The organism is Leucobacter exalbidus, assembly GCF_017834145.1.
GTDB lineage: Bacteria > Actinomycetota > Actinomycetes > Actinomycetales > Microbacteriaceae > Leucobacter > Leucobacter exalbidus.
Genome location: NZ_JAFIDA010000001.1, coordinates 2,997,447 through 3,019,251 on the forward strand (window position 1 = coordinate 2,997,447; position 21,805 = coordinate 3,019,251).

Here is a 21,805-nt window from a genome sequence, read left to right on the forward strand (position 1 = left end):
CTATTTTCCACTTGGGGGGGTGAACGGGGCTGAAACTAGAGATGTCACCGATTATTCACCCAACCGGGGTGATGTGCGAGGAGAAGTAACGTTATGGGCAGTAACGCAACAGCCGAGGCCGTCTTGACCATTGCTGACCTGATTCGAGATCAGGCAACGACTGAGAACGCTGAAGTCATCGCATGGGTCACTGAAGTGGCTGAGCTCACGAAGCCAGAAACGGTTGTCTGGTGCGATGGTTCGCAAGACGAGTGGAACCGCATCACGACCGAAATGGTTGAGGCCGGCTCGCTCATCAGGCTCGACAAGAACCTGCGCCCGGGAAGCTATCTTGCACGGTCGCACCCCGCTGACGTGGCGCGCGTTGAAGACCGCACCTTCATCTGCTCTGAGAATGAAGCAGACGCCGGCCCCACGAACAACTGGATGGCGCCGGCAGACATGAAGGCCGAGCTGAACCCGTTGTTCGAGGGTTCGATGCGTGGTCGCACCATGTACATCGTGCCGTTCTCGATGGGCCCCGTAGGCGGCGCCATCACGCAGCTCGGTATCGAGATCACCGACTCTCCCTACGCCGTGCTGAACATGCGCATCATGACCCGCATGGGTCAGTCTGCCCTTGACGGCATCACCCCCGGCAGCGAATGGGTGCGCACCGTACACTCCGTCGGTGCTCCGCTCGAGTGTGGTCAGGAAGACGTTGCATGGCCGTGCAGCGACACGAAGTACATCACCCACTTCCCCGAGACCCTCGAGGTTTGGTCATACGGTTCGGGCTACGGCGGAAACGCGCTGCTCTCGAAGAAGTGCTTCGCGCTGCGCATTGCGAGCGTCATGGGCAAGAACGAGGGCTGGCTCGCAGAGCACATGCTGCTCCTCAAGCTCACCAACACCGAAACGAACAAGGCTTACCACCTGACAGCGGCATTCCCGTCGGCCTGTGGCAAGACCAACCTCGCCATGCTGCAGCCCACCATCCCCGGCTGGAAGGTCGAGACGATCGGTGACGATATTTCGTGGCTGCGCCCGGGCAACGATGGTCGCCTGTACGCCATCAACCCCGAGGCCGGTTTCTTCGGCGTCGCTCCCGGCACCGGTGAGACGACGAACCCTGTGGCAGTTGAAACCATGTGGGGCAACACCATCTTCACGAACGTCGCGCTGACCGACGACGGTGACGTCTGGTGGGAGGGCAAGACGAACGAGGTGCCCGATCACCTCATCGACTGGCAGGGCAACGACTGGACCCCCGATTCGGGTCGCGTTGCCGCGCACCCGAACTCACGGTTCACGGTGCCGATCCAGCAGACCCCCACGCTGGCTCAGGACTGGTACGAGCAGAACGGTGTGCCGCTCGACGCGATCCTCTTCGGTGGCCGTCGCGCGACCAACATTCCGCTGGTTGCCAAGTCGCTCTCATGGGAGCACGGCGTATTCATGGGCGCGACTGTCTCGTCAGAGAAGACCGCGGCCCAAGAGGGCACCGTGGGCGAGCTGCGCCGCGATCCGTTCGCGATGCTTCCCTTCTGCGGCTACAACATGGCCGACTACTGGGGCCACTGGCTCGAGATCGGCAAGAAGCTGGGCGACAAGGCTCCCAAGATCTTCCAGGTGAACTGGTTCCGCAAGGGCGCCGATGGCCGCTTCCTGTGGCCTGGCTTCGGCGACAACTCGCGCGTCATCGACTGGGTGATTCGCAGCGTTGAGGGCGACGTCTCAGGCGAAACCACCTCGATTGGTACGGTGCCCGCGGCTGGCGAGCTGAAGCTCGATGGCCTCAACCTGCCCGAGGCTGACCTGGCCGAGCTGTTCGCGATTGACCCCGCGTCATGGCTCGCCGAGGCCGACCTCACCGAGGAATTCTTCGCGCAGTTCGGTGATCGCCTGCCGGCCGAAATGACGGCCCAGCTCGCGGGTCTGCGCGGCCGCCTCAGCTCATAATCTGAGGCCCAATAGACCGTAGGCCCCGCCGTTCTGCCCAACGGCGGGGCTTACTACATCCAAATCTATGGCACGATAGACGAGGCCCCCTATAGCCCAATTGGCAGAGGCAGCTGACTTAAAATCAGCACAGTCAGGGTTCGAGTCCCTGTGGGGGGACAAACGCGGTGCCCCTACTTCCCTTTATTTATAAGGGAAGTAGGGGTATTTTTGTTTACCAAGAAAGTGTCTCAGGTCGCTTCCGGTACGGATTAGGTAAGGATGACGGTGCCCCGATCGATGTATTTCTGAGTGATCTTCGGGGCTATTTCCGCTGTGGCTCGGAGAAGAAACCCCCAGGGTGAGGCAACTGGGCGACGTTTGAACTAAATTCCTAAATGCGCCACGTCTGTTGGTCTGGTTTATGCGATTCCAACGAAGGGCTTCCCGATCGCCACGAGGGAAGAGCGAGCTGAAGCGGTACTGCGACGTCGGGTTGATCGTCATCGACCACAACGTGTGGGGCACCGATGAAGAGTCGGTACTCGAGTGGACCTCCCGCGGCTACTTCTTTGCGCAGAAGCGCGGGTAATCTAGCGCACCGGCTCGGCACCGGTGCCCAACACCGCGGCCACCCGGGTCACTATGCCCGGGGCTGACACCTCACCTGCCCCAGGCCCTCGCGGGTTACGATCGGGGTATGACACGATCCCGGCCCCGCAGCACGCGCGCCCACTTCGGTCGCGCCGCCCTCGTTACGGTGCTTGCGTGCTGGGTGCTGTGGCTGTTTTTCTCCTTCAGCGGTGAGTCCCGTCCTGTCATACGGCCTCGTGCTGCTGGTGCTGTGGGGCTACGGCCCCGGCGTGGGATGAGCCGAGGGGTCGTCGCCCGCGGTCATCGTGTACATTGCAGTGACGGCGATCATTGTGGCATCGCGGCACAAATCACGGGGCGAGGAACATGCTGTTTGCCAAGATCGTACTGATTCTCGCGCTGCTGGGCGCCGCTGTGCTCGGCCTCGCGATGCGGGTGCGCGCGTGGTGGCGCGACCGCACCGGCGGCCCACGCGACTGATCGGGCGCCCGGCCGCGAGCTTTTCGCGACCGGCCGCAAAATTGGGGGTGCGCAGGGCTTAGCCCCGGCCCTACAGTGAGACCATGCCCATCGATCTTCTGAGTCACTGGCGACCCGCTGTTGAACCGTGGCATGATCCGGATCAATATTGGTCAGCCTTTGACGCCGCGACCCGTGCCATGCCCGCGCCCGTGGTGGCCCTCTCGCTTGCGGCGCTCGCGCGCAACGCGCTCGATCTCACCCGTCGCGCAGGCGGCCTGCCCATTCGGGTGGCCAGTAAGTCGGTGCGGTCGCGCGGGGTGCTCGCCGCGGTGCTGGCGCTGCCAGGGTATCAGGGGGTGCTCGCGTACACGCTCGCCGAGGCGCTGTGGCTCGCGGCCGACGACGATGCGGCGCCGCAGCTGGGCGGTATCACCGATGTTGTTGTGGGGTATCCGACCGCCGATCGTGCCGCGCTCACCAGGCTGGCCTTGAACCCTATGCTTGCCAGCCGGGTCACCGTGATGATTGACAGCCCCGAGCAGCTCGACCTGATCGACGCCGTCGCGTCGCCGCAGCACCGCGAACACATTCGCGTGTGCATCGACCTCGATGCATCGTGGCGCGCGCCCGGGCTCGGGCACATTGGGGTGCGCCGGTCGCCCGTGCACGATGCGACGCAAGCCGAATGGCTCGCCCGCCATATCTCGGGTCGACCAGGGTTTCGCCTCGTGGGCGTGATGGCCTACGAGGCCCAGATTGCCGGTGTTGCCGACCGGCCGGCAGGCCGCCCAGCCACCGGGGCGATGCTGCGCGCCATCCAGCGCGCGAGCAGCAGCGAACTTGTCGAGCGCCGCGCGGCCGCGATTGCGCTGGTGCGCGGCGAAGCCGATCTTGAGTTCGTGAACGGCGGCGGCACGGGGTCGCTTGAACGCACCTCCCAAGAACCCAGTATCACCGAGGTGGCGGCGGGCAGCGGGCTGTACGGCCCGCACCTGTTTGACCACTACACGGGGTTTGACGTGGCGCCCGCGGTCGCGTTTGGGCTCGACGTGGTGCGCAAGCCCACGCCCGACCGCGTGACGGTGCTGGGCGGCGGCTGGATCGCCTCGGGGCCCGCCGCCGCCGATCGGTCGCCCCAGCCGGTGTGGCCCACGGGCCTGCATTACGAGGCGCGAGAGGGCGCAGGCGAGGTGCAGACGCCGCTGCGTGGCGATGCCGCCCGCGCCATGAGCGTCGGCGATCGGGTGTGGCTGCGGCACGCGAAAGCCGGTGAGGTGATGGAGCACACCACCGAGTTGGTGCCGATTGATGGCGAGGGGCGTGCGCTTGCCCCGCTTGCGACGTACCGGGGCGAAGGGAAGTGCTTTCTATGACGCGCAGATGGGTGAACTGGGCGCGCACCGAATCCTCACTGCCCGCGGTGATCGCCGCGCCGCGCTCTGCCGAGCAGGTGGTCGCGGCGGTGCTGCGGGCCCGCGAGACGGGGCACACCGTGAAACCGATTGGGGCGTCACACAGCTTTACGGCGATTGGGGCGACCGACGGGATCAGAATTGATCTGAGCCGCATGCGCGGGCTCGTCACCGCAGACACCAAGCTGCAGCAGGTCACGCTGTGGGGCGGCACCCACCTGTGGGAGGTGCCGACGCTGCTGGAACCGCTGGGGTTGGCGATGCCGAACCTCGGCGACATTGATAAGCAAACGATCACGGGGGCCACCCAAACGGGCACCCACGGCACTGGGCTCGAGTTTGGTGGCATCGCGACGGGTATCGTCGCCGCGCAAATCGTGACGGGCACAGGGGAGGTGCTGCAGATTGATGCGACGCACCACCCCGAGCTGCTGCCCGCCGTGGCGCTCGGGCTCGGGGCGCTCGGGGTCGTGCTCACGGTGACGCTGCAGTGCGTGCCCAGGTTTCTGCTGCGCGCCGAGGAGGCCCCCGCGCAGCTCGATGACGTGCTCGCAACCTTTGACGAGCGCGTGCGCGCAGCCGACCACTTCGAATTCTTCTGGTTTCCGCACACCCAATCGGTGCGCACCAAAACCAACACCCGGCTGCCGCTCGACACTGCCCACACGCCGCTCGGCCGGGTCGCCAGGCTGCTCGATGAGGAGCTCGCGAACAACGTCGCGTTTGGCGCATGCTCGGCGGTGGGCAGCCTGATACCGGGGGCGGTGCCGCGCATCAACCGGCTGGTCGAACAGGTGTCGAGTCGTCGCAGCTACGCGGGTGAATCGCATCGGGTGCTGGTGACGAACCGACGCGTGCGGTTTCGCGAAATGGAATACGGGGTGCCGCTTGCGGCGGTGCCCGAGGTGATGCGCGAGCTCGGGCAGCTGATTACGGGCCGCGGCTACAACGTCTCCTTTCCGATTGAGGTGCGCGCCGCCGCGGCAGACCACCTCATGCTGTCGACGGCCAGCGGCCGTGAAACCGGATACATCGCCGTGCACCGGTACTGGCGCGACGCCGAAGACGATTATTTTCGCGAGGCCGAAGCGATTCTTGCCGCGCACGACGGGCGCCCCCACTGGGGCAAAATGCACACGCAGCGGGCGGCCTCGTTGCGCGCGAGCTACCCGATGTTTGACGAGTTTGTGGCGGTACGCAATCGACTGGACCCCGATCGAGTGTTCAGCAACCCCTACCTCACCCGAGTGCTGGGAGACTGAAACGCGGTTAATCCACAGCTGGCTACGCACTGAGGTCGATAGTATTCGAGCATGTCTGGTGGATTGATTGCCGCGCTCGTCGGCGTAGGTGTCCTTGTTCTTCTGATCGGTTATGTCTGGATCACCTACAACTCCCTCGTCACGTTGCGTGTGCGAGTCGATGAGGCGTGGAGCGATATTACGGTGCAGCTGAAGCGCCGTGCCGACCTGATCCCGACCCTGGTGGACACAGTGAAGGGCTACGCGGCCCACGAATCCGGCGTGTTTAACGCCGTGACGAAGGCACGCGCCGAAACCATTTCGGCCGGCGGCCCGGCCGAAGCATCGGTTGCTGAAGGGCACATGCAAGAGGCGCTGAAGAGCATCTTCGCGGTTGCCGAGGCATACCCGCAGCTGCAGGCCAGCCAGAACTTCTTGCAGCTGCAGGGCGAGCTCGTCGACACCGAGAACAAGATTCAGGCGTCGCGCCGGTTCTACAACGGCGGCGTGCGCGAATACAACACCAAGATTCAGCTCTTCCCCAACACCCTGTTCGCGCGGGGCATGGGCTTTGCTGAGCGTCAGTTCTTTGAGGTCGACAACGTCGCGGCCATCTCAGAGCCGCCGCGCATCCAGTTCTAACCGGGGGAGAGCGTGTACAGCGCGATTCGTCGCAATAAGGTCAACAGCGTCCTCATTATTTTGCTGTTCGTGGCCATCATCGGTGGGCTCGGCTGGCTCGCCGCGGTGATCTACCAGTCACCCGGCATTGTGATCACCGTGCTTGTGTGCGCGCTCGGGTACGCCGCCCTGCAATACTTCATGGCCGGTCGTCAAGCGATCTCCATGAGCGGGGCGCAGCGCATCACCGAGGCAGACAACCCCCGGCTGTACCGCATCGTCGAGAACCTCGCGATCACCACCGGCACCCCCATGCCCGAGGTGTACATCGTGCATGATCCGGCGCCCAATGCGTTCGCCACCGGTCGAGACCCGCAGCACGCGATGGTCGCGGCCACCACCGGGCTGCTCGACATCATGACCGATGCCGAGCTCGAAGGCGTGATGGCGCACGAGCTGGGGCACGTGCGTAACTACGATATTCGCGTCTCCATGATCGTCTACGGCCTCGTCGTCGCAATCGGCATGCTCGCCGACATGATGATGCGCCTGGCCATCTTCGGGCGCAACAACAGCAACCCGATGGTCATTGTCTTCGGGCTTGTGTCGATGATCGTTGCCCCCATCGTGGGCACGATCGTGCAGCTGGCGGTCTCTCGCCAGCGCGAGTATCTCGCCGATGCTACCGGCGCGCTCACCACGCGGCACCCCGAGGCGCTCGCGAGCGCCCTCCACAAGCTGTCGACGTACGGCCAGCCGCTAGAGAAACAGCAGTCGAGCATGGCGCACCTGTGGATCGCAGACCCGTTGAAGCCCGGTTTGGCGCAGCGCCTCTTTGCGACGCACCCACCCATTCCCGATCGCATTCGTCGGCTGCTCGACATGGGCGGTAAGTTCTAGCAGCCCGGCCGGGGTGGGATCTGGGTGTGATGAAGCGGGCAACGCTAGGCTAGAAGAGTTGCCGAGGAGGTCGCACCGTGTCCGCCATGTTCCGTTCGCTCAAGGGTCGCAATTACCGCATCTGGTTCGCGGGTGCGCTGCTGTCCAACGTGGGCGGATGGATGCAATCGACCGCCCAAAACTGGGTCGTGCTCACCGAACTCAGCGACAATAACGCGTCGGCGGTGGGCGTCACGATGGCCCTGCAGTTCGCCCCGCAACTGTTGCTCGTGCCCTTCAGCGGCGCGGTCGCCGATAAATTCGATCGGCGTAAAGTGCTGATGCTGACGCAGAGCCTGCTGATGCTCTGTGCGGCGGCGCTCGGCGTGCTGCTCGTCACCGGTGTCGCCGAACTGTGGCACGTGTATGGGTTTGCCCTCGCGCTGGGCGTCATCAACTCGTTCGATTCCACCTCGCGCCAGGCCTTCGTCTCCGACCTCGTTGAGGGTGACCAGCTCACCAACGCGATCGCGTTGAACTCGGCGTCGTTCAACTCGGCCCGGCTCGTCGGCCCCGCCGTCGCTGGCCTCTTGATTGCCGCGGTCGGTTCGGGCTGGGTGTTCATGATCAACGCGGTGTCGTTCTTCGCGGTGTTGATCGCGCTCGTGTGCATAAAGCCCGCGCCGCGTGAGCTCGAGGTGGCGCCGCAGCGCGAAAGCCAACTGCGGCAGCTGGGCGCAGGGTTTAGGTACGTGCGGTATCGCCAAGACCTGCTCGTGATCTTCGTGATGGTGTTTGTGCTCGGCGCCTACAGCATGAACTTTCCGATTGTCGCCTCCACCATGGCCGTCGAGTTTGGCCGCGAAGCGAGCGACTATGGTCTGCTCTACACGATGCTCGCGATTGGCTCGCTCACCGGCGCACTGCTGGTAGCGAGACGCCCGGCAGCCCGCATGCGCGCCGTGATCGCCTCGGCGGGCGGCGTGGGGGTCGTCAGTCTCATTGCGGCCCTGATGCCCACCTTCTGGACCTTCGCAGGCACCCTTGTGTTCTTGGGGTTTGCCACCGCCACCCTGCTCACCACCGCCAACGGCTTCGTGCAGTCCACCGCGGCCCCTGAAGTGCGCGGGCGGGTCATCGCACTGTACGTGGCCGTGCTCGTGGGCGGTACACCGCTCGGCGCCCCGCTCGTGGGCGCTGCGGCCGACGAACTCGGCGCGCGATCAACCCTGTTTATCAGCTCGGCCGCGGCGATGCTCGCGTTCATCGTGGGCGCGGTGTGGCTGTTCACCGCGCGAAAACTGCGGCTGCACCGCGGTGACGGCTGGCACTTCGCGGTCACCCATGTCGGCCGCCCGGGCCTCGATGATGACCCGGGCAAACAGACCGAAACACTCACCGCTCCCATTGACGTTTTGCGGCGCGGAGAGATCGTTTTGCCGATCGAAAGCTCGGTGCCGCAAGAAACGGCAGCCGTGCCGCTTCCAACCAGCACGATTCGGTTACCCGGGCGTGCTGCAAAGGATGAAGCGGGGGAGTAGGCTGTGGGCGTACCCGCGGATTCTTCCGCATTTTTCCCCTGAATATAGATGGAGCCAAGATACCGGTGAGTGACTTCCTGTCGGCACAAACGCGCACTGAAACCGACTCGATCGGCAGTGTAGAGGTACCCGCGGCCGCTTACTGGGGCGTGCACACGGCCCGCGCCCACGAGAACTTTCCGATCGCGCGCCGTCCCGTCTCGGTTTACCCTGATTTCGTGCGCGCATTTGCGTGTGTGAAGCAGGCAGCATCACGCGCAAACCTTGAGATTGGTGCGCTCGATGAGCAGCGTGCCACGCTCATCGATCGTGCGTGCGAAGAGATTAAGACCGGTCTGCTGCATGACCAGTTCGTTGTGGGTGTCGTGCAGGGCGGCGCTGGCACCTCGACGAACATGAACGCGAACGAAGTGATCACCAACCGTGCGCTTGAACTCGCAGGCCACCCCAAGGGTGACTACGCGTTCATTCACCCGAACGATCACACGAACCACAGCCAGTCGACGAACGACACCTACCCGACCGCGATCAAGATTGCGCTCGCGTTCTCGCTCGACAGCCTGCTCGACGAGCTCGCACTGCTGTCTGACTCGTTCGCCGCAAAGGGCCGCGAGTTCAAGGACATCATCAAGGTCGGCCGCACGCAGCTGCAGGACGCGGTACCGATGACCCTCGGTCAAGAGTTCAACGCGTTCTCGGTGACGCTGCGTGAAGACATCGATCGCCTGCGCGAGGCCGTCTCGCTGCTGCGCGAGATCAACATGGGTGCCACCGCCATCGGTACCGGCATCAACGCGCCCCGCGGCTACAAAGAGACGGTGCTCAAGCACCTGCGCGAGATCACGAACCTCGATCTCGTGACCGCTGGCGACCTCGTCGAGTCCACGAGCGACACCGGTGTGTTCGTGACCTTCTCTGCCGCACTGAAGCGCAGCGCACTGAAGCTCTCGAAGATCTCGAACGACCTGCGCCTGCTGTCTTCGGGCCCGCAGGCCGGCTTCGGTGAGATCAACCTGCCCGCCCGCCAGGCTGGCTCGTCGATCATGCCCGGCAAGGTGAACCCCGTGATCCCCGAGGCCGTGTCTCAGGTCGCGTACGCGATTGCCGGATCAGACGTGACCGTGTCAATGGCCGTCGAAGCCGGTCAGCTGCAGCTGAACGCCTTCGAGCCGATCATTGCGCACTCACTGTTCCAGTCGATTACCTGGCTCGAGCGTGCCTGCCAGACGCTGCGCGTGAACTGCGTTGACGGCATCACCGCGAACGTTGATCACCTCGAAGACATGGTCGCGCGCTCGGTGACCGTAATCACCGCCCTCGCGCCCGTGATCGGGTACTACGAGGCCGCCAGCCTCGCGAAGGAGGCCCTGGCCACCAACGAACGCGTCGGCGATCTCGTGGTGTCACGTGGCCTGCTCAGCCAGGAAGAGCTCGACGACATCCTGCAGCCCTCGAAGCTCGCAGGGCTGCACCCCGAGACGGGTGCGATCGACATCATCCGCGCTGAAGAAGACGCAGCAGCAGACGTCGCCGTGTAACCTCGGCTACACGCGCGAAAGCCGGCGAGATCATTTCGATCTCGCCGGCTTTTGTGCGTTATGCGGGTGCAGCTAGGCGTTAGGCCTGGGTGCAGGTTGAAGTCAGCGCGCCAATGCCCTCAATGGTGACGGTGACCTCGGTGCCGGGCACCAAGTACAGCGGCGGCTTGCGTGACCGGCCGGCGCCCCCGGGTGAACCCGTCGAGATGACCGTGCCGGGCAGTAACGTGGTGGACTGCGAGATCGAAGCGATGAGCTCAGCAACCGAGCGCACCATGAACGACGTGTCTGAATCTTGCACGCGCAGGCCGTCAACATCGGTGGTGATGCCGAGCTTTTGCGGATCCGGAATCTCATCAGCGGTCGTGACGACCGGGCCCACGGGCGTGAAGCCGTCAAACGACTTGCATCGCGACCACTGCGGCTCTTGGAACTGGATGTTGCGGGCCGTGATGTCGTTGACGGCGGTGTAGCCGAAGACGAAGTCGAGGGCTTCCTCAGCCGAGACGTTCTTGGCGGCCTTGCCGATGATGACACCGAGCTCGCCCTCGTAGTCGACCTCTTCGCTCAGGTGCACCGGAATGGGCACCTCGCCGCCGTGGGCGCCGTGCGAGTTGGGGAAGAGTGAGAAGAGCACCGGGCCCGAGTCGTTGTCGAGGCTCAGTTCGCTCGCGTGCTCGTCGTAGTTCAGGCCGACGGCCAGCGTGATGGGAGCACCGATGACGGCGGGGGCAAAGGTGACGTCGGTGAGCGGCGTCCAGTTCTCGGCCGCGCAGGTGCTGACCGCGGTGCGCAGCGCACGGTTGGCCGCGGGGCCAGCCTCAATGTGCTGCTGGAGGGTGCGTGCGGAGCTGCCGAGGCTGCGCACGGGGACACACGACTCTCCGCGAACGACTGCGAGTTCAGGAGTGGTATCAGGGGAGAAGATCAAGTGCGCGAGTTTCACTCCTCTAGGGTAGCCGACCCAGATGATTCAGGGGGCTCAGGGGGATATCTGCAGTGTCGACCCCTGAACTTTGTGTGGTCGACACTGCGCAGACAGTTCCCTCTGAGCGAACGAACAGGCAACTGGCCCAGGTTTCCGAGAGAATGGGCGCATGACCGAATCATCGAAGAGCAAGCCCGAAATCGAATTCCCCGAGGGCCCGGCACCCGCCGAGCTGCAGATTGAAGACATTGAGGTGGGCACCGGTGCTGAGGCACTCGCCAGCTCAACCGTCGACGTGCACTACCTGGGCGTCGAGTACGAAACCGGCGATGAGTTCGACTCGTCGTGGGGTCGCGGCGAATCCATCAACTTCCCGCTGCGCGCCCTCATCCAGGGCTGGCAGGTGGGCATCCCCGGCATGAAGGTCGGCGGCCGCCGCAAGCTCGTGGTACCCCCGGCTCAGGCTTACGGCACCGCAGGTGGGCACCCGCTCGCCGGCAAGACCCTGATCTTCGTGATCGACCTGATCGGCGTGAGCTAAGCTCAACCCTTCGCGTATGGGCAACAATTGTTGCCCATACGCCTCGCTGGCCTCAACCATATTTGGTTGGGGCCAGCGGTGTTTTATGGGCGAAAACGCCGCGCAGGCATTGACGTATCTGACAGTGCCTGCCACAGAAAAATGGCCTGAGTGGTAACGTAGCTTCGTTCAGCAATTGCACAGGAAGAAACGGAGCAACCGGTGGCCTCAGCCGATCCGACCACGCAGAGCGAAAGCGCTGTACCTCGCGAGCCGAAGAACCGGGTAGACCGGTACTTCAACATCACGGAGCGTGGTTCTTCGTTCAGTGCAGAGATTCGCGGTGGGCTCGTCACGTTCGTGACGATGGCCTACATCGTGATTCTTAACCCCATCATCTTGACGAGCGGCGTCGACGTCGAGGGCAACACGCTCTCGTTCCCCGCCGTCAGCGCGGTCACCGCCCTCACCGCCGGCGTGATGACGATTCTGTTCGGCCTCGTCTCGCGCCTGCCCTTCGGCTTCGCGGCGGGCCTGGGCATTAACGCCTTCTTGGCGTTCTCGGTCGTGGGCCAGGTGACCTGGCCCGAGGCCATGGCCATCGTCGTGATCAACGGTGCGCTCATTGTGCTGCTCGCCGCCACCGGCCTGCGCCGCATGATCTTCAACGCCGTGCCCGTTGAGCTGAAGCTCGCGATCACGGTCGGCATTGGCCTGTTCATTGCGTTCATTGGGTTTGTGAACTCGGGCTTCGTGACGGCCACCGGCCAGGGTTCGCCCCCCGTGGGCCTGGGCGGCGACGGCTCGATCGTCACCATCCCCACGCTGTTGTTCGTGCTCACGCTGCTGATCACCGGCGTACTCGTCGCCGCAAAGGTGAAGGGCGGGCTGCTCATCGGCCTCGTCGTCGGCACCATCGGCGCAGTGATCGTCGAAGCAGTAGCGCACCTCGGCCCGCAGGTCGGCGCTGACGGCGAGATCGCGAACGCGGGCGGCTGGAGCCTCACCGTGCCCGAGCTCAGCGGCGCCCCCTTCAGCATCCCCGATCTGAGCCTCGTCGGCGCCGTCGACTTCAACCTCGGCCGCGTGGGTATCGTGACCGTCATCATGCTCGTGTTCACGCTGCTGTTCACCAACTTCTTTGACGCCATGGGCACGATGACTGGCCTGTCACGCGAAGCTGGCGTCTCAGACGAAAAGGGCAACTTCCCCCGCATCAAGTCGGCCCTCGTGGTCGAGGGTGTGGGTGCCATCGCCGGCGGCCTGACCTCGTCATCGTCAAACACCGTGTTCGTTGAATCGGGCGCGGGCATCGGCGAGGGTGCGCGCACCGGGTTTGCGAACCTCATCACCGGCGGCATGTTCTTGCTCGCCATGTTCTTCACCCCGCTCACCCAGATCGTGCCGACCGAGGTCGCTGCAGCGGCCCTCGTGATCGTGGGCGCGATGATGATGGCGCAGATCAAGCACATCGATCTCAGCGACTTCCGTGTGCTGCTGCCGGTGTTCCTCACCATCTCGGTGATGCCCATGACCTACTCGATCGCAAACGGCATCGGCGCTGGCTTCGTGTCGTGGGCGCTCGTGCACGCGCTCAGCGGCCGGGCCAAGCAGGTGCACTGGCTGTTGTGGATCGTTTCGGCAGGCTTCGTGATCTTCTTCGCGCGCGGCCCCCTCGAATCCCTGATGGGCATGTAACCCAGGCGATACCGAACCGTCACAAAACGGGCTCGAATCTTCGGATTCGGGCCCGTTTTGTGTCTTCCACGTGTCATTCCGCACACCCCGTTGACAGGGTCTGCGCACTGTAATACCTTCGAGGGAAGGGAGCGCGCCTCACAAGAGCGCACACCGCTGGGGGTACCGGATACGTTCCCGGCCCAGCGCCCCACGATTCACGCATTTTCCACGCACCGTAGCGAATGGAGAGTTGTCATGAGCAGTGTAGGTCTGTTGTACGTGGGCGCCGTGTTATTTATCAACGGGCTCATGCTGATTGACGTGGTGCCCGCCAAAGCAGCGGCGGCCATGAACCTGTTCGTGGGCGGGATGCAGGTGATTTTTCCCACGATCATCATCGCGCAGGCTGGCGGTGACCAAGCCACGATCTTGGGGGCCTCGGGGCTCTACCTCTTCGGGTTCACTTACCTCTACGTCGCCTGGAACACCCTCACCGAGGCACCCGGTGAGGGGCTGGGCTGGTTCTCGCTGTTCGTCTCCTGCTGCGCCGTGGTCTATGGCGTGCTGCAATTCACGATGTTCGCCGACCCCGTCTTCGGCGTGATCTGGTTTGCGTGGGCGGTGCTCTGGTTCTTGTTCTTCCTGCTGCTGGGCCTGGGCAAAGCGCAACTGGGCCGCTTGACCGGCTGGTTCACGCTCTGGCTCGGCATCTTCTCAGGCGCCATTCCCGCGCTGCTGATGCTCTCGGGCGGATACGTCACAGGCCCCACCGAGGGCTGGATCGCCGCGGTGCTCGCGCTCGTGCTGCTGGCGCTGTCTTGGGCACTGGGCAAACCCCGCGCCCCCGGATCCGACGCGCCCACCCCCGCAGGGGCCCGCGTGGCCGGCGCCTAACACTTCTACTTCAGTCACTCGAGAAAGGGGGCATACGTGCCCAGCTACAGCTTCAGATGTATCGAGGGGTGTGAATTCGACGCCATGTATTCCATGAGCGAGGTGCCCCGTCAGACCGACTGCAAAGTGTGCGGCCGGGCCGCGAAGCGCACGGTGACGGCACCGCATCTCTCGGCGACGGGAAGCTCGGCCTTCCAACTCGTCGATCGCGCCGCCCGCACGGCGCACGAGCCCGACGTCGTCTCACGTCTGCCGGGCCAGGGAAGGAAACCTCAGCGGTTCACCAGTAACCCGTTGCACGCAAAACTGCCGCGAAGCTAACGCTCGCCCACAATCGTTTGGCGGCGCAGGTGCCGCCAAATGCCCAGGACCACGTACGAAGACCGAAAGGTGTAAGTCGATGCCTACAAATATTTTCAAGTTGGATTCCAACAAGCGATTCGTTGACCAAGAGAAGCTGGGCCACAACCGGTGGCACCCCGAGATTCCGCCGGTCGCCACTGTGAAACCCGGCGACAGCTTTCGTGTCGACTGTCGCGAATGGTTTGACGGTGCCATCAAGAACGATGACTCCGCACAAGACATTCTCGATGCCCCGCTGCTCACCGTGCACACCCTCAGTGGCCCGTTTCGGGTTGAGGGGGCGCAGCCTGGCGACCTGCTGATCGTCGATATTCTCGACGTCGGCCCGATCCCGCAAGAGGACTCGGGCCCGCTCGCGGGTCAGGGTTGGGGCTACACCGGCATTTTTGCCAAGCGCAACGGTGGCAGCTTCCTCACCGATCAGTTCCCCGACGCCTACAAGGCGGTGTGGGATTTCAGCGGCCAGACCGCCACCTCGCGCCACGTACCCGGCGTCTCGTTCACCGGCATTATTCACCCGGGCCTGATGGGCACCGCCCCGTCAGCTGGGCTGCTCGCGACCTGGAACAACCGCGAGGGTGCGCTGATCGCCACCGACCCCGACCGGGTGCCCCCGCTGGCGCTGCCGCCCGAGGCAGAGCACGCCATTTTGGGTGGGCTGGCGAGAGACCAGTGGGCCCGCGTGGGCTCAGAGGCGGCGCGCACGGCGCCCCCGCGTGAGAACGGCGGTAACCAAGACATCAAGAACTTCACGAAGGGTTCGCGTGTCTTCTACCCCGTCTTTGTCGACGGGGCCAACCTGTCGGTGGGCGACCTGCACTTCTCGCAGGGTGACGGTGAGATCACCTTCTGTGGCGCAATCGAGATGGGCGGCTTCATCGACCTGCGGGTCGATCTCATCAAGGGCGGCATGGAGACCTACGGGGTGTCTGAAAATGCCATCTTCATGCCGGGCAACGTTGAGCCGCAGTACAGCGAGTGGCTGGCCTTCTCTGGTACCTCGGTGACGCTCGACGGCGAGCAGAAGTATCTCGACTCGCACCTGTCGTATCAGCGGGCCTGCCTGCACGCGATCGACTACCTCACGAAGTTTGGGTACAGCCCCGAGCAGGCGTATCTGCTGCTCGGTGCCGCCCCCATTGAGGGGCGCCTGTCGGGCGTCGTCGATATTCCCAACTCGTGTTCGACGGTCTACCTGCCGACGGCGATCTTCGACGTCGACCTGCGGCCATCGTCGAGCGGCCCTGCACAGATCGACCCGGGGATTGGAGCACCCCGGGCCAACGCATAACGCGTCACACACCAACGCCTCCCTGCATCGTGAGATGCGGGGAGGCGTTGGTGTGTGGCTGGCCGGCTGGGCGATGTACCGAAGGGTGCTGCGGCCGGCCGGGGCGCTAGACCGTGACGGGCCGACCGACGCCGACGGGCGTGTTCGAAGGCTCGATCCGGATCACGATGGCCTTCGATACCGGGGTGTTACTGCCGATGGCGGTGCTGTCGAGCGGCACCAGCACGTTCGCCTCGGGGAAGTAGGCCGCAGCGCAGCCGCGGGCCGTGGGGAACGCGACCGTGCGGAAGCCGCGCAGCACGCGATCGGGTTCGTTCTTCCACTCGCTGAAGATATCGACGGTCTGGCCGTCGGCGAGCCCGAGCTCGGCAAGATCCTCGGGGTGGATGAAGATCACCGAGCGGCCGTTCTTGATGCCGCGGTAGCGATCGTTGAGGCTGTAGATCGTGGTGTTGAACTGATCGTGCGAGCGCATGGTCTGCAGCAGCAGGCGCCCCGGCGGGCAATCGATGTGTTCGAGCTCGTTCACACTGATGCGTGCCTTGCCGGTTTCGGTTTCGAAGCGGCGCTCGTCGCGCGGACCGTTGGGCAGCACGAAGCCGTCGCGGCGACGCGTCTTCTCGTTGTAGTTTTCGCAGCCGGGCACGACGCGCGAGATGTGGTCACGAATCACGTCGTAGTCATCGATCATGGCAAGCCAATCGATGCCGTACTTGTCGCCGAGAGTGGCGTGGGCGATCCCGCCGACCACCGCAATCTCAGAGCGCATCTGGTCAGAGATCGCCTTCACCTGGCCGTGCGAAGCGTGCACCGCGCACACCGAGTCCTCAACGGTGACGTACTGCGGGCCCGAGAGCTGCACATCGATTTCAGTGCGGCCCAGCACCGGCAAAATGATGGCTTCTTCACCGGTGATGACGTGCGACCGGTTCAGCTTCGTCGAGAACTGCACGCTGAGCTTCGTCTTGCGCATGGCCGACTCGGCCAAGTTGGTGTCAGAGATGGCACCGAGCAGGTTACCGCCGAGGCCCATCCACACCTTGATCTTGCCCTCATCGAGTGCGCGAATGCCGTGCACGGCGTCGACGCCGTGGTCGCGCGGCGGCTCGAAGTTGAACTCCTTGCCCAGCGCATCGAGGAACGAGTCAGGCATCTGCTCCCACACGCCCATGGTGCGGTCGCCCTGCACGTTGCTGTGGCCGCGCACGGGGGAGGCGCCGGCGCCGGGCTTGCCCATGTTGCCGCGCAGCAGCAGCAGGTTGATGATCTCCTTGATCGTGTCGACACCCTTGCGGTGCTGGGTGATGCCCATCGCCCAGGCGATGATGACGCGCTCTGAGTTGATGTAGCGGTTCGCGATCTCATCGATCTCGGCGGTGGAGAGGCCCGTGGCCTGCTCGACCTCGCGGTCATCGACCTGGCTCATGTGCGCCTCGAAGGCTTCGAAGCCGTCGCAGTGGCGCGCGATGAAGTCGTGATCGAGCACCTTGCCCGGGTTGCGCTTCTCAGCCTCGAGCACGCGCTTGGAGATGGCCTGCAGCAGCGCCATGTCGCCGCCGAGTCGAATCTTGAGGAACTGGTCGGCGATCTCGATCGGCTTGCCGACGTATCCCTTCACCGACTGCGGATCCTTGTACCCGATCAGGCCGGCCTCGGGCAGCGGATTAATCGCCACCACCTTGGCGCCGTTCTTTTTCGCCTCTTGCAGCGCGGTGAGCATGCGCGGGTGGTTGGTGCCCGGGTTCTGGCCCATGATGATGATCAGGTCAGACTCGAGGAAGTCGTCGTACGCGATGGTCGACTTACCAATACCCACCGAATACTGCATGGCCGTGCCGGTGGACTCGTGGCACATGTTCGAGCAGTCGGGCAAATTATTGGTGCCGAGCACGCGGGCAAACAGCTGGTACATGAACGCGGCCTCGTTCGAGGCGCGACCGCTCGTGTAAAATGAGGCCTCGTTGGCGTGCTCGAGCCCGTTCAGCTGATCAGCGATGATGCCAAACGCGCGATCCCAGCTCACCGGCTCATAGTGATCTTGACCCTTGGGCTTGTACACCGGCTCGGTGATGCGACCCTGCATGCCGAGCCAGTACTCGGTTTTGTCCTCGAGTGAGGTGAGTGAGTGTTCCTTCCAGAACGACCGAGGCACCTTCAGCGGCGTGGCCTCCCACGTGACCGCCTTGCCGCCGTTCTCGCAGAACTCAGCGATTTTGCGGTGGCCGGGGTCGGGCCACGCGCAGCTCATGCAATCGAAGCCATCCTTGTGGTTGATCTTCAACATCAGCTTGGCGGTGCGGGCCACCCCCATGTTCTTGAGTGCGGGCTCCATCGAGTGGAACACGCCCCCGAGGCCGGCCGCGTAATCCTTCGGCGGCGACACCTCAATGTTCGCGTCAGAAAAGTCTTCCTTCGGGGCCTTGGGGCTCATGACATGCCTGCTTTCGAGAGCGGGGTGGCGGCGGGGAGATCCGCCTGAGGAGTGGAGTCATTGGTGATGCGATCCGGGCGTGAATAAATCACCATGGAGGGGCCGCGCAAGAAACCCACGAGCGTGAGGCCTGCGTCTTCGGCGAGGTCGGCGGCGAGCGACGACGGGGCCGACACCGCCGCGAGCATCGGGATACCGGCCATGATGGCCTTCTGCGTCAGTTCGAAGCTTGCGCGGCCCGACACCATCAGTACACACGAGCGGCCGGGTAGCTTGCCGTTCATGAGCGCCCAGCCCACGACCTTGTCGACGGCGTTGTGGCGGCCGACGTCTTCGCGAATCACGAGCAGCTCGCCCGTGGCGCCGTCAAACAGCGCGGCGGCGTGGAGCCCACCGGTGCGGTCAAAGGCCGCCTGCTGGGCGCGCAGGGCGTCTGGGAAGGTGGTGAGGAGGGCCGCGTCGATGGTGAGTGGGTCACTAGTCACCTCGAACTTCGAGCTGGTGTGCACGTCTTCGATCGACGACTTGCCGCACAGCCCGCACGCACTCGTGGTGGTGAAATTGCGCGCGAGGCTCGGATCGGGCGGCGTGACGCCCGGCGCTAAACGCAGATCAAGCACGTTGTACGTGTTGCCCTCATCTGAGGTGGCGCCCGCGCAGTAGCGCGCGGTCAGCAGCTCATCGGGGGCGGTAATAACTCCCTCAGATACCAAGAACCCCGAGGCGAGTTCGACGTCATACCCCGGGGTGCGCATGGTGACGACATAAGAGGAACCGTCGAGGCGCATCTCGAGCGGTTCCTCTACAGCCAGAAAATCGGCGCGGCGCGACGAATCGGCCCCAACAGTGAGGCGAGTGACTCGGCGGCGAGCTGCGATTCTAGACACACCTCTTGGATACCACTGATACCTGAGAGACGCAAACGAATCGCTAGTTGCCGAGCGCCTTCTGGAAGGCCTGCGAGTAACGGTTATCTTCCTCAGACGTGAGCGAGCGCATGTCGAAGATGCGGCTCGACATCTCTTCGTCGGGGAAAATCAGGGTGTTGGTCGCGAGCTCGGGGTTGATCTTTTCCATCGCCTCGCGGGCACCGGCGACCGGCGTCACGTACTGCACGTACTCGGCGACCTGGGCGGCCACCTCGGGCTCGTAGTAGTAGTTCACGAGCTCATGCACCTGGTCGGTGGCGTCGGTGGCGAGCGGCATGCAGAACGAATCGATGAAGAGCGGGGCGCCCGCCTCGGGCACCACAAACTTCCATACCTCTTCGCCCTCTTCGTCATTGAGCATTGCAATATCGCCAGACCAGCACATGCCGGCGAGCACATCGCCCTTCTGCAGGTCTTGTGTGTACGAGTTGCCCTTGACGTTGAACACCTGGCGATCGCGCAGCTGCTTCTTCACGACCTCGAGGGCCGCGTTGAACTCGTCTTCGCCCCAGTCACCGGTGATGTCGACGCCCTGCTCGAGCATCAGCAGTCCGATGGTGTCGCCCTGCTCGCTCAATAGGCTGACCTTGCCCTTGAGATCGGGGCGCCACAGATCGGCGACCGTTTCGACTCCCTGCGGGTAGAGCTGGGTGTTGTAGCACAGCCCGGTCATGCCGGCTTGGTAGGGGATCGACGACTGGCGATCCGGATCAAAGGATGCGTGCTGCACCATTTCGATCATGTTGCCGTTCACATTGGGCAGCAGTGAGCGGTCGAACTTTTGCAGCTGACCGAGTTCGAACGGCCGCACGAGTGACGAATCGGTGAGGCAGAACACGTCGTAGCCGGTGTCTTGCTCGAGCTTGAGCTGATCCTTGATTTTGGCGAGGAACGTGTTGTTATCGTCGACGTCTTCGAAGTACTCGACCGAAATGTTGGTCTTCTCCATGAACGCGTCGAGCGAGAGCATGCTGCCCGTTTCCTCGTCGTAATCGAGGTAGTAGGTCCAGTTGGCCCAGCGCAGATTGCCGGCTGAGCCATCGCCCGGGCCACCAGATCCGGCGCAGGCGCTGAGGGCGCCGGTGCCCAGTAGGGCCGCGCCCAGTGCGCCGCCGCGCAGTAACTGCCTGCGGCCGAGCTGCGCGGAACGGATGCGATTGACCAGTTCAAGAACGATGGGCTCTTGCGAACGGGGCGACATGTTTCCTCCCTTGGAAACGACGAACGACGTTGTTGTCATTCATCATGACACACTCGCTGATCGAAAGGGAGGGTGTCGCCCCGAACCGTTACGTTCTGGGTCGTTATGGTCCCGGCTGATGGTGGGTTAGGTTGCGGAAACTCTCACAGCGGGCTCGCTAAGAACGCTGAGGAGCGCGTCCAAAGTTCAGAGCTAAAAATCGGGAATCAATCCAGCTACTGCTCCAATTGGAAACAAAATTCCCGGAATCAGAAAACCCCAACCGGTACGACTCAATCTTGACAAACGTTGTCCTAAAGATATCTTTTTGCCGTTCTTTTTGTTCACTTTCGGAGGCATCTCAACATAGACGATGAACAAACTAAAAGCCCCGAGTATGAGCCAAAGAATGGGACTATCTAGGAAATCAAGCATTATCTGACCTGCTACGCCCCGAGCACCTGCGTGCGCAGCGTGTGCACGAGACCCGCGTCGCCCACAAACATGAAGGGTTCACCAGGGGCCTGGTTGTCGTGCGCTCCGATGATGGTGACGCCGGCCTCGGTGGCGATGAGCACGCCAGCGGCGTAGTCCCACGGCTGCAGGCCAATCTCGTAGTACGCGTCGACGCGGCCGCACGCGACCATGCACAGGTCGTTCGCGGCCGAACCCAGGCGGCGAATATCGCGCACCTGGGGGAGGAGACGGTGCGCGATCTCGCCCTGCATGGTGCGCCGTTCGACGGTGTAACCGAAGCCGGTCGCCACAAGCGACGTCGCGAGATCGGTGTTGCCGGTGGGAGTGATCGGCGAGCCGTTGAGACGAGCACCACCGCCCTCAAATGCCTCGAACATTTCGTCGGAGCTGGGGTTGTAGACGGCGCCCGCGATCGCGCGTCGGCCGTCGGCATACGCGGTCGCGTCGGCGACGGTGGCCGCGATGCTCACGGTGTACATCGGCAGGTTGTAGAGGTAATTGACCGTGCCATCGATCGGGTCTACGACCCAGGTGATGCCGGTCGTGCCCTCGATGCCCGTGCCCTCTTCGCCGACCACGCCGTCATTGGGGCGTGCTTCGCGCAGTGCCTCGGTGATGATGCGCTCGGCCTCGCGGTCGGCCTCGGTGACGATATCGACCGCGCTCGACTTTGCGGCTGCGACGTCAACCCCGCGGGCGCGCAGCTCGTGAATGCGGGCACCAACGGTGCGGGCGATGGTGGTCGCGATGAGTGCGAGGGACTCGGGGGAGGCGTCATATGCGGGCTGAACAGTCATGCCAAGAGCCTATCTCGCACGCATTTCGGGGCGGAACCAAGTTGCTGGTTCCGCCCCGAAAAGTGGTGCGGTATTGCGGTGTTGCGTAGAACCGTGCTGTGCTGCGC

The 21,805-nt window shown here is 63.8% G+C and carries 18 protein-coding genes and 1 tRNA gene; 14 read left to right on the plus strand and 5 right to left on the minus strand.

The window, feature by feature from the left end:
• Positions 1-93: 93 nt before the first annotated feature.
• From JOF28_RS13545 to JOF28_RS13585, 9 genes are all read left to right on the plus strand, one after another.
• Positions 94-1,941, plus strand: a complete 1,848-nt coding sequence (locus tag JOF28_RS13545) for a phosphoenolpyruvate carboxykinase (GTP) (RefSeq protein ID WP_209706325.1) — start codon at positions 94-96, stop codon at positions 1,939-1,941.
• Between the two features lie 85 nt (positions 1,942-2,026).
• Positions 2,027-2,100 (plus strand) — tRNA-Leu (locus JOF28_RS13550).
• Positions 2,101-2,344: 244 nt separating this feature from the next.
• The gene (locus tag JOF28_RS13555; protein ID WP_209706327.1) at positions 2,345-2,512 is read left to right on the plus strand and encodes a hypothetical protein; all 168 of its coding nucleotides are present in this window, start codon (positions 2,345-2,347) and stop codon (positions 2,510-2,512) included.
• Positions 2,513-3,077: 565 nt separating this feature from the next.
• Positions 3,078-4,349, plus strand: a complete 1,272-nt coding sequence (locus tag JOF28_RS13560) for an amino acid deaminase/aldolase (RefSeq protein ID WP_209706329.1) — start codon at positions 3,078-3,080, stop codon at positions 4,347-4,349.
• Positions 4,346-5,650 (plus strand): D-arabinono-1,4-lactone oxidase, encoded by a 1,305-nt coding sequence (locus JOF28_RS13565; protein WP_209706331.1) that lies wholly within the window; start codon positions 4,346-4,348, stop codon positions 5,648-5,650. Before JOF28_RS13560 ends, JOF28_RS13565 begins: the two co-directional genes overlap by 4 nt.
• Before the next feature lie 51 nt (positions 5,651-5,701).
• Positions 5,702-6,271, plus strand: coding sequence for a LemA family protein (locus tag JOF28_RS13570; RefSeq protein WP_209706333.1), 570 nt, complete (start codon positions 5,702-5,704; stop codon positions 6,269-6,271).
• 12 nt (positions 6,272-6,283) lie between these two features.
• The gene (locus tag JOF28_RS13575) at positions 6,284-7,150 is read left to right on the plus strand and encodes a M48 family metalloprotease (protein ID WP_209706335.1); all 867 of its coding nucleotides are present in this window, start codon (positions 6,284-6,286) and stop codon (positions 7,148-7,150) included.
• Positions 7,151-7,236: 86 nt separating this feature from the next.
• Positions 7,237-8,670 carry an MFS transporter gene (locus JOF28_RS13580; protein WP_209707141.1) on the plus strand — a complete coding sequence of 478 codons (1,434 nt, stop codon included), beginning with the start codon at positions 7,237-7,239 and terminating at the stop codon, positions 8,668-8,670.
• 65 nt (positions 8,671-8,735) lie between these two features.
• Positions 8,736-10,208 (plus strand): aspartate ammonia-lyase, encoded by a 1,473-nt coding sequence (locus JOF28_RS13585; RefSeq protein WP_209706337.1) that lies wholly within the window; start codon positions 8,736-8,738, stop codon positions 10,206-10,208.
• A gap of 79 nt (positions 10,209-10,287) precedes the next feature.
• Here the strand turns inward: JOF28_RS13585 and JOF28_RS13590 are convergent, their stop codons facing one another.
• Positions 10,288-11,154 carry a fumarylacetoacetate hydrolase family protein gene (locus JOF28_RS13590; RefSeq protein ID WP_209706339.1) on the minus strand — a complete coding sequence of 289 codons (867 nt, stop codon included), beginning with the start codon at positions 11,152-11,154 and terminating at the stop codon, positions 10,288-10,290.
• A 151-nt stretch (positions 11,155-11,305) separates the two neighbouring features.
• On the opposite strand from JOF28_RS13590, the gene JOF28_RS13595 reads away from it, so the two are divergent.
• The 5 genes from JOF28_RS13595 (at position 11,306) to fmdA (ending at position 15,884) form a co-directional block, all read left to right on the plus strand.
• A complete protein-coding gene (locus JOF28_RS13595; protein WP_209706341.1) occupies positions 11,306-11,677 on the plus strand; it encodes an FKBP-type peptidyl-prolyl cis-trans isomerase in 372 nt (123 codons plus the stop codon).
• A gap of 201 nt (positions 11,678-11,878) precedes the next feature.
• A complete protein-coding gene (locus tag JOF28_RS13600; protein ID WP_209706343.1) occupies positions 11,879-13,354 on the plus strand; it encodes an NCS2 family permease in 1,476 nt (491 codons plus the stop codon).
• Positions 13,355-13,591: 237 nt separating this feature from the next.
• Positions 13,592-14,230: an AmiS/UreI family transporter gene (locus tag JOF28_RS13605; RefSeq protein WP_209706345.1), complete on the plus strand. Its 639-nt coding sequence runs from the start codon at positions 13,592-13,594 to the stop codon at positions 14,228-14,230.
• A gap of 93 nt (positions 14,231-14,323) precedes the next feature.
• The gene (locus JOF28_RS13610; RefSeq protein ID WP_245189981.1) at positions 14,324-14,551 is read left to right on the plus strand and encodes a zinc ribbon domain-containing protein; all 228 of its coding nucleotides are present in this window, start codon (positions 14,324-14,326) and stop codon (positions 14,549-14,551) included.
• Between the two features lie 79 nt (positions 14,552-14,630).
• Positions 14,631-15,884: a formamidase gene (fmdA, locus tag JOF28_RS13615; protein ID WP_209706350.1), complete on the plus strand. Its 1,254-nt coding sequence runs from the start codon at positions 14,631-14,633 to the stop codon at positions 15,882-15,884.
• A 106-nt stretch (positions 15,885-15,990) separates the two neighbouring features.
• On the opposite strand, the gene JOF28_RS13620 is transcribed toward fmdA, so the two are convergent.
• From JOF28_RS13620 to JOF28_RS13635, 4 genes are all read right to left on the minus strand, one after another.
• The gene (locus tag JOF28_RS13620) at positions 15,991-18,315 is read right to left on the minus strand and encodes an FdhF/YdeP family oxidoreductase (protein WP_209706352.1); all 2,325 of its coding nucleotides are present in this window, start codon (positions 18,313-18,315) and stop codon (positions 15,991-15,993) included.
• Complete coding sequence (fdhD, locus tag JOF28_RS13625; RefSeq protein ID WP_209706354.1) at positions 18,312-19,202, minus strand: formate dehydrogenase accessory sulfurtransferase FdhD; 891 nt, start codon at positions 19,200-19,202, stop codon at positions 18,312-18,314. The genes JOF28_RS13620 and fdhD overlap by 4 nt, the downstream gene beginning before the upstream one ends.
• A 43-nt stretch (positions 19,203-19,245) precedes the next feature.
• On the minus strand, positions 19,246-20,445 hold the full coding sequence (locus tag JOF28_RS13630; RefSeq protein ID WP_209706356.1) for an ABC transporter substrate-binding protein: 1,200 nt from the start codon (positions 20,443-20,445) through the stop codon (positions 19,246-19,248).
• Positions 20,446-20,870: 425 nt separating this feature from the next.
• The gene (locus tag JOF28_RS13635; protein ID WP_209706358.1) at positions 20,871-21,698 is read right to left on the minus strand and encodes an inositol monophosphatase family protein; all 828 of its coding nucleotides are present in this window, start codon (positions 21,696-21,698) and stop codon (positions 20,871-20,873) included.
• Between the last annotated feature and the right edge of the window lie 107 nt (positions 21,699-21,805).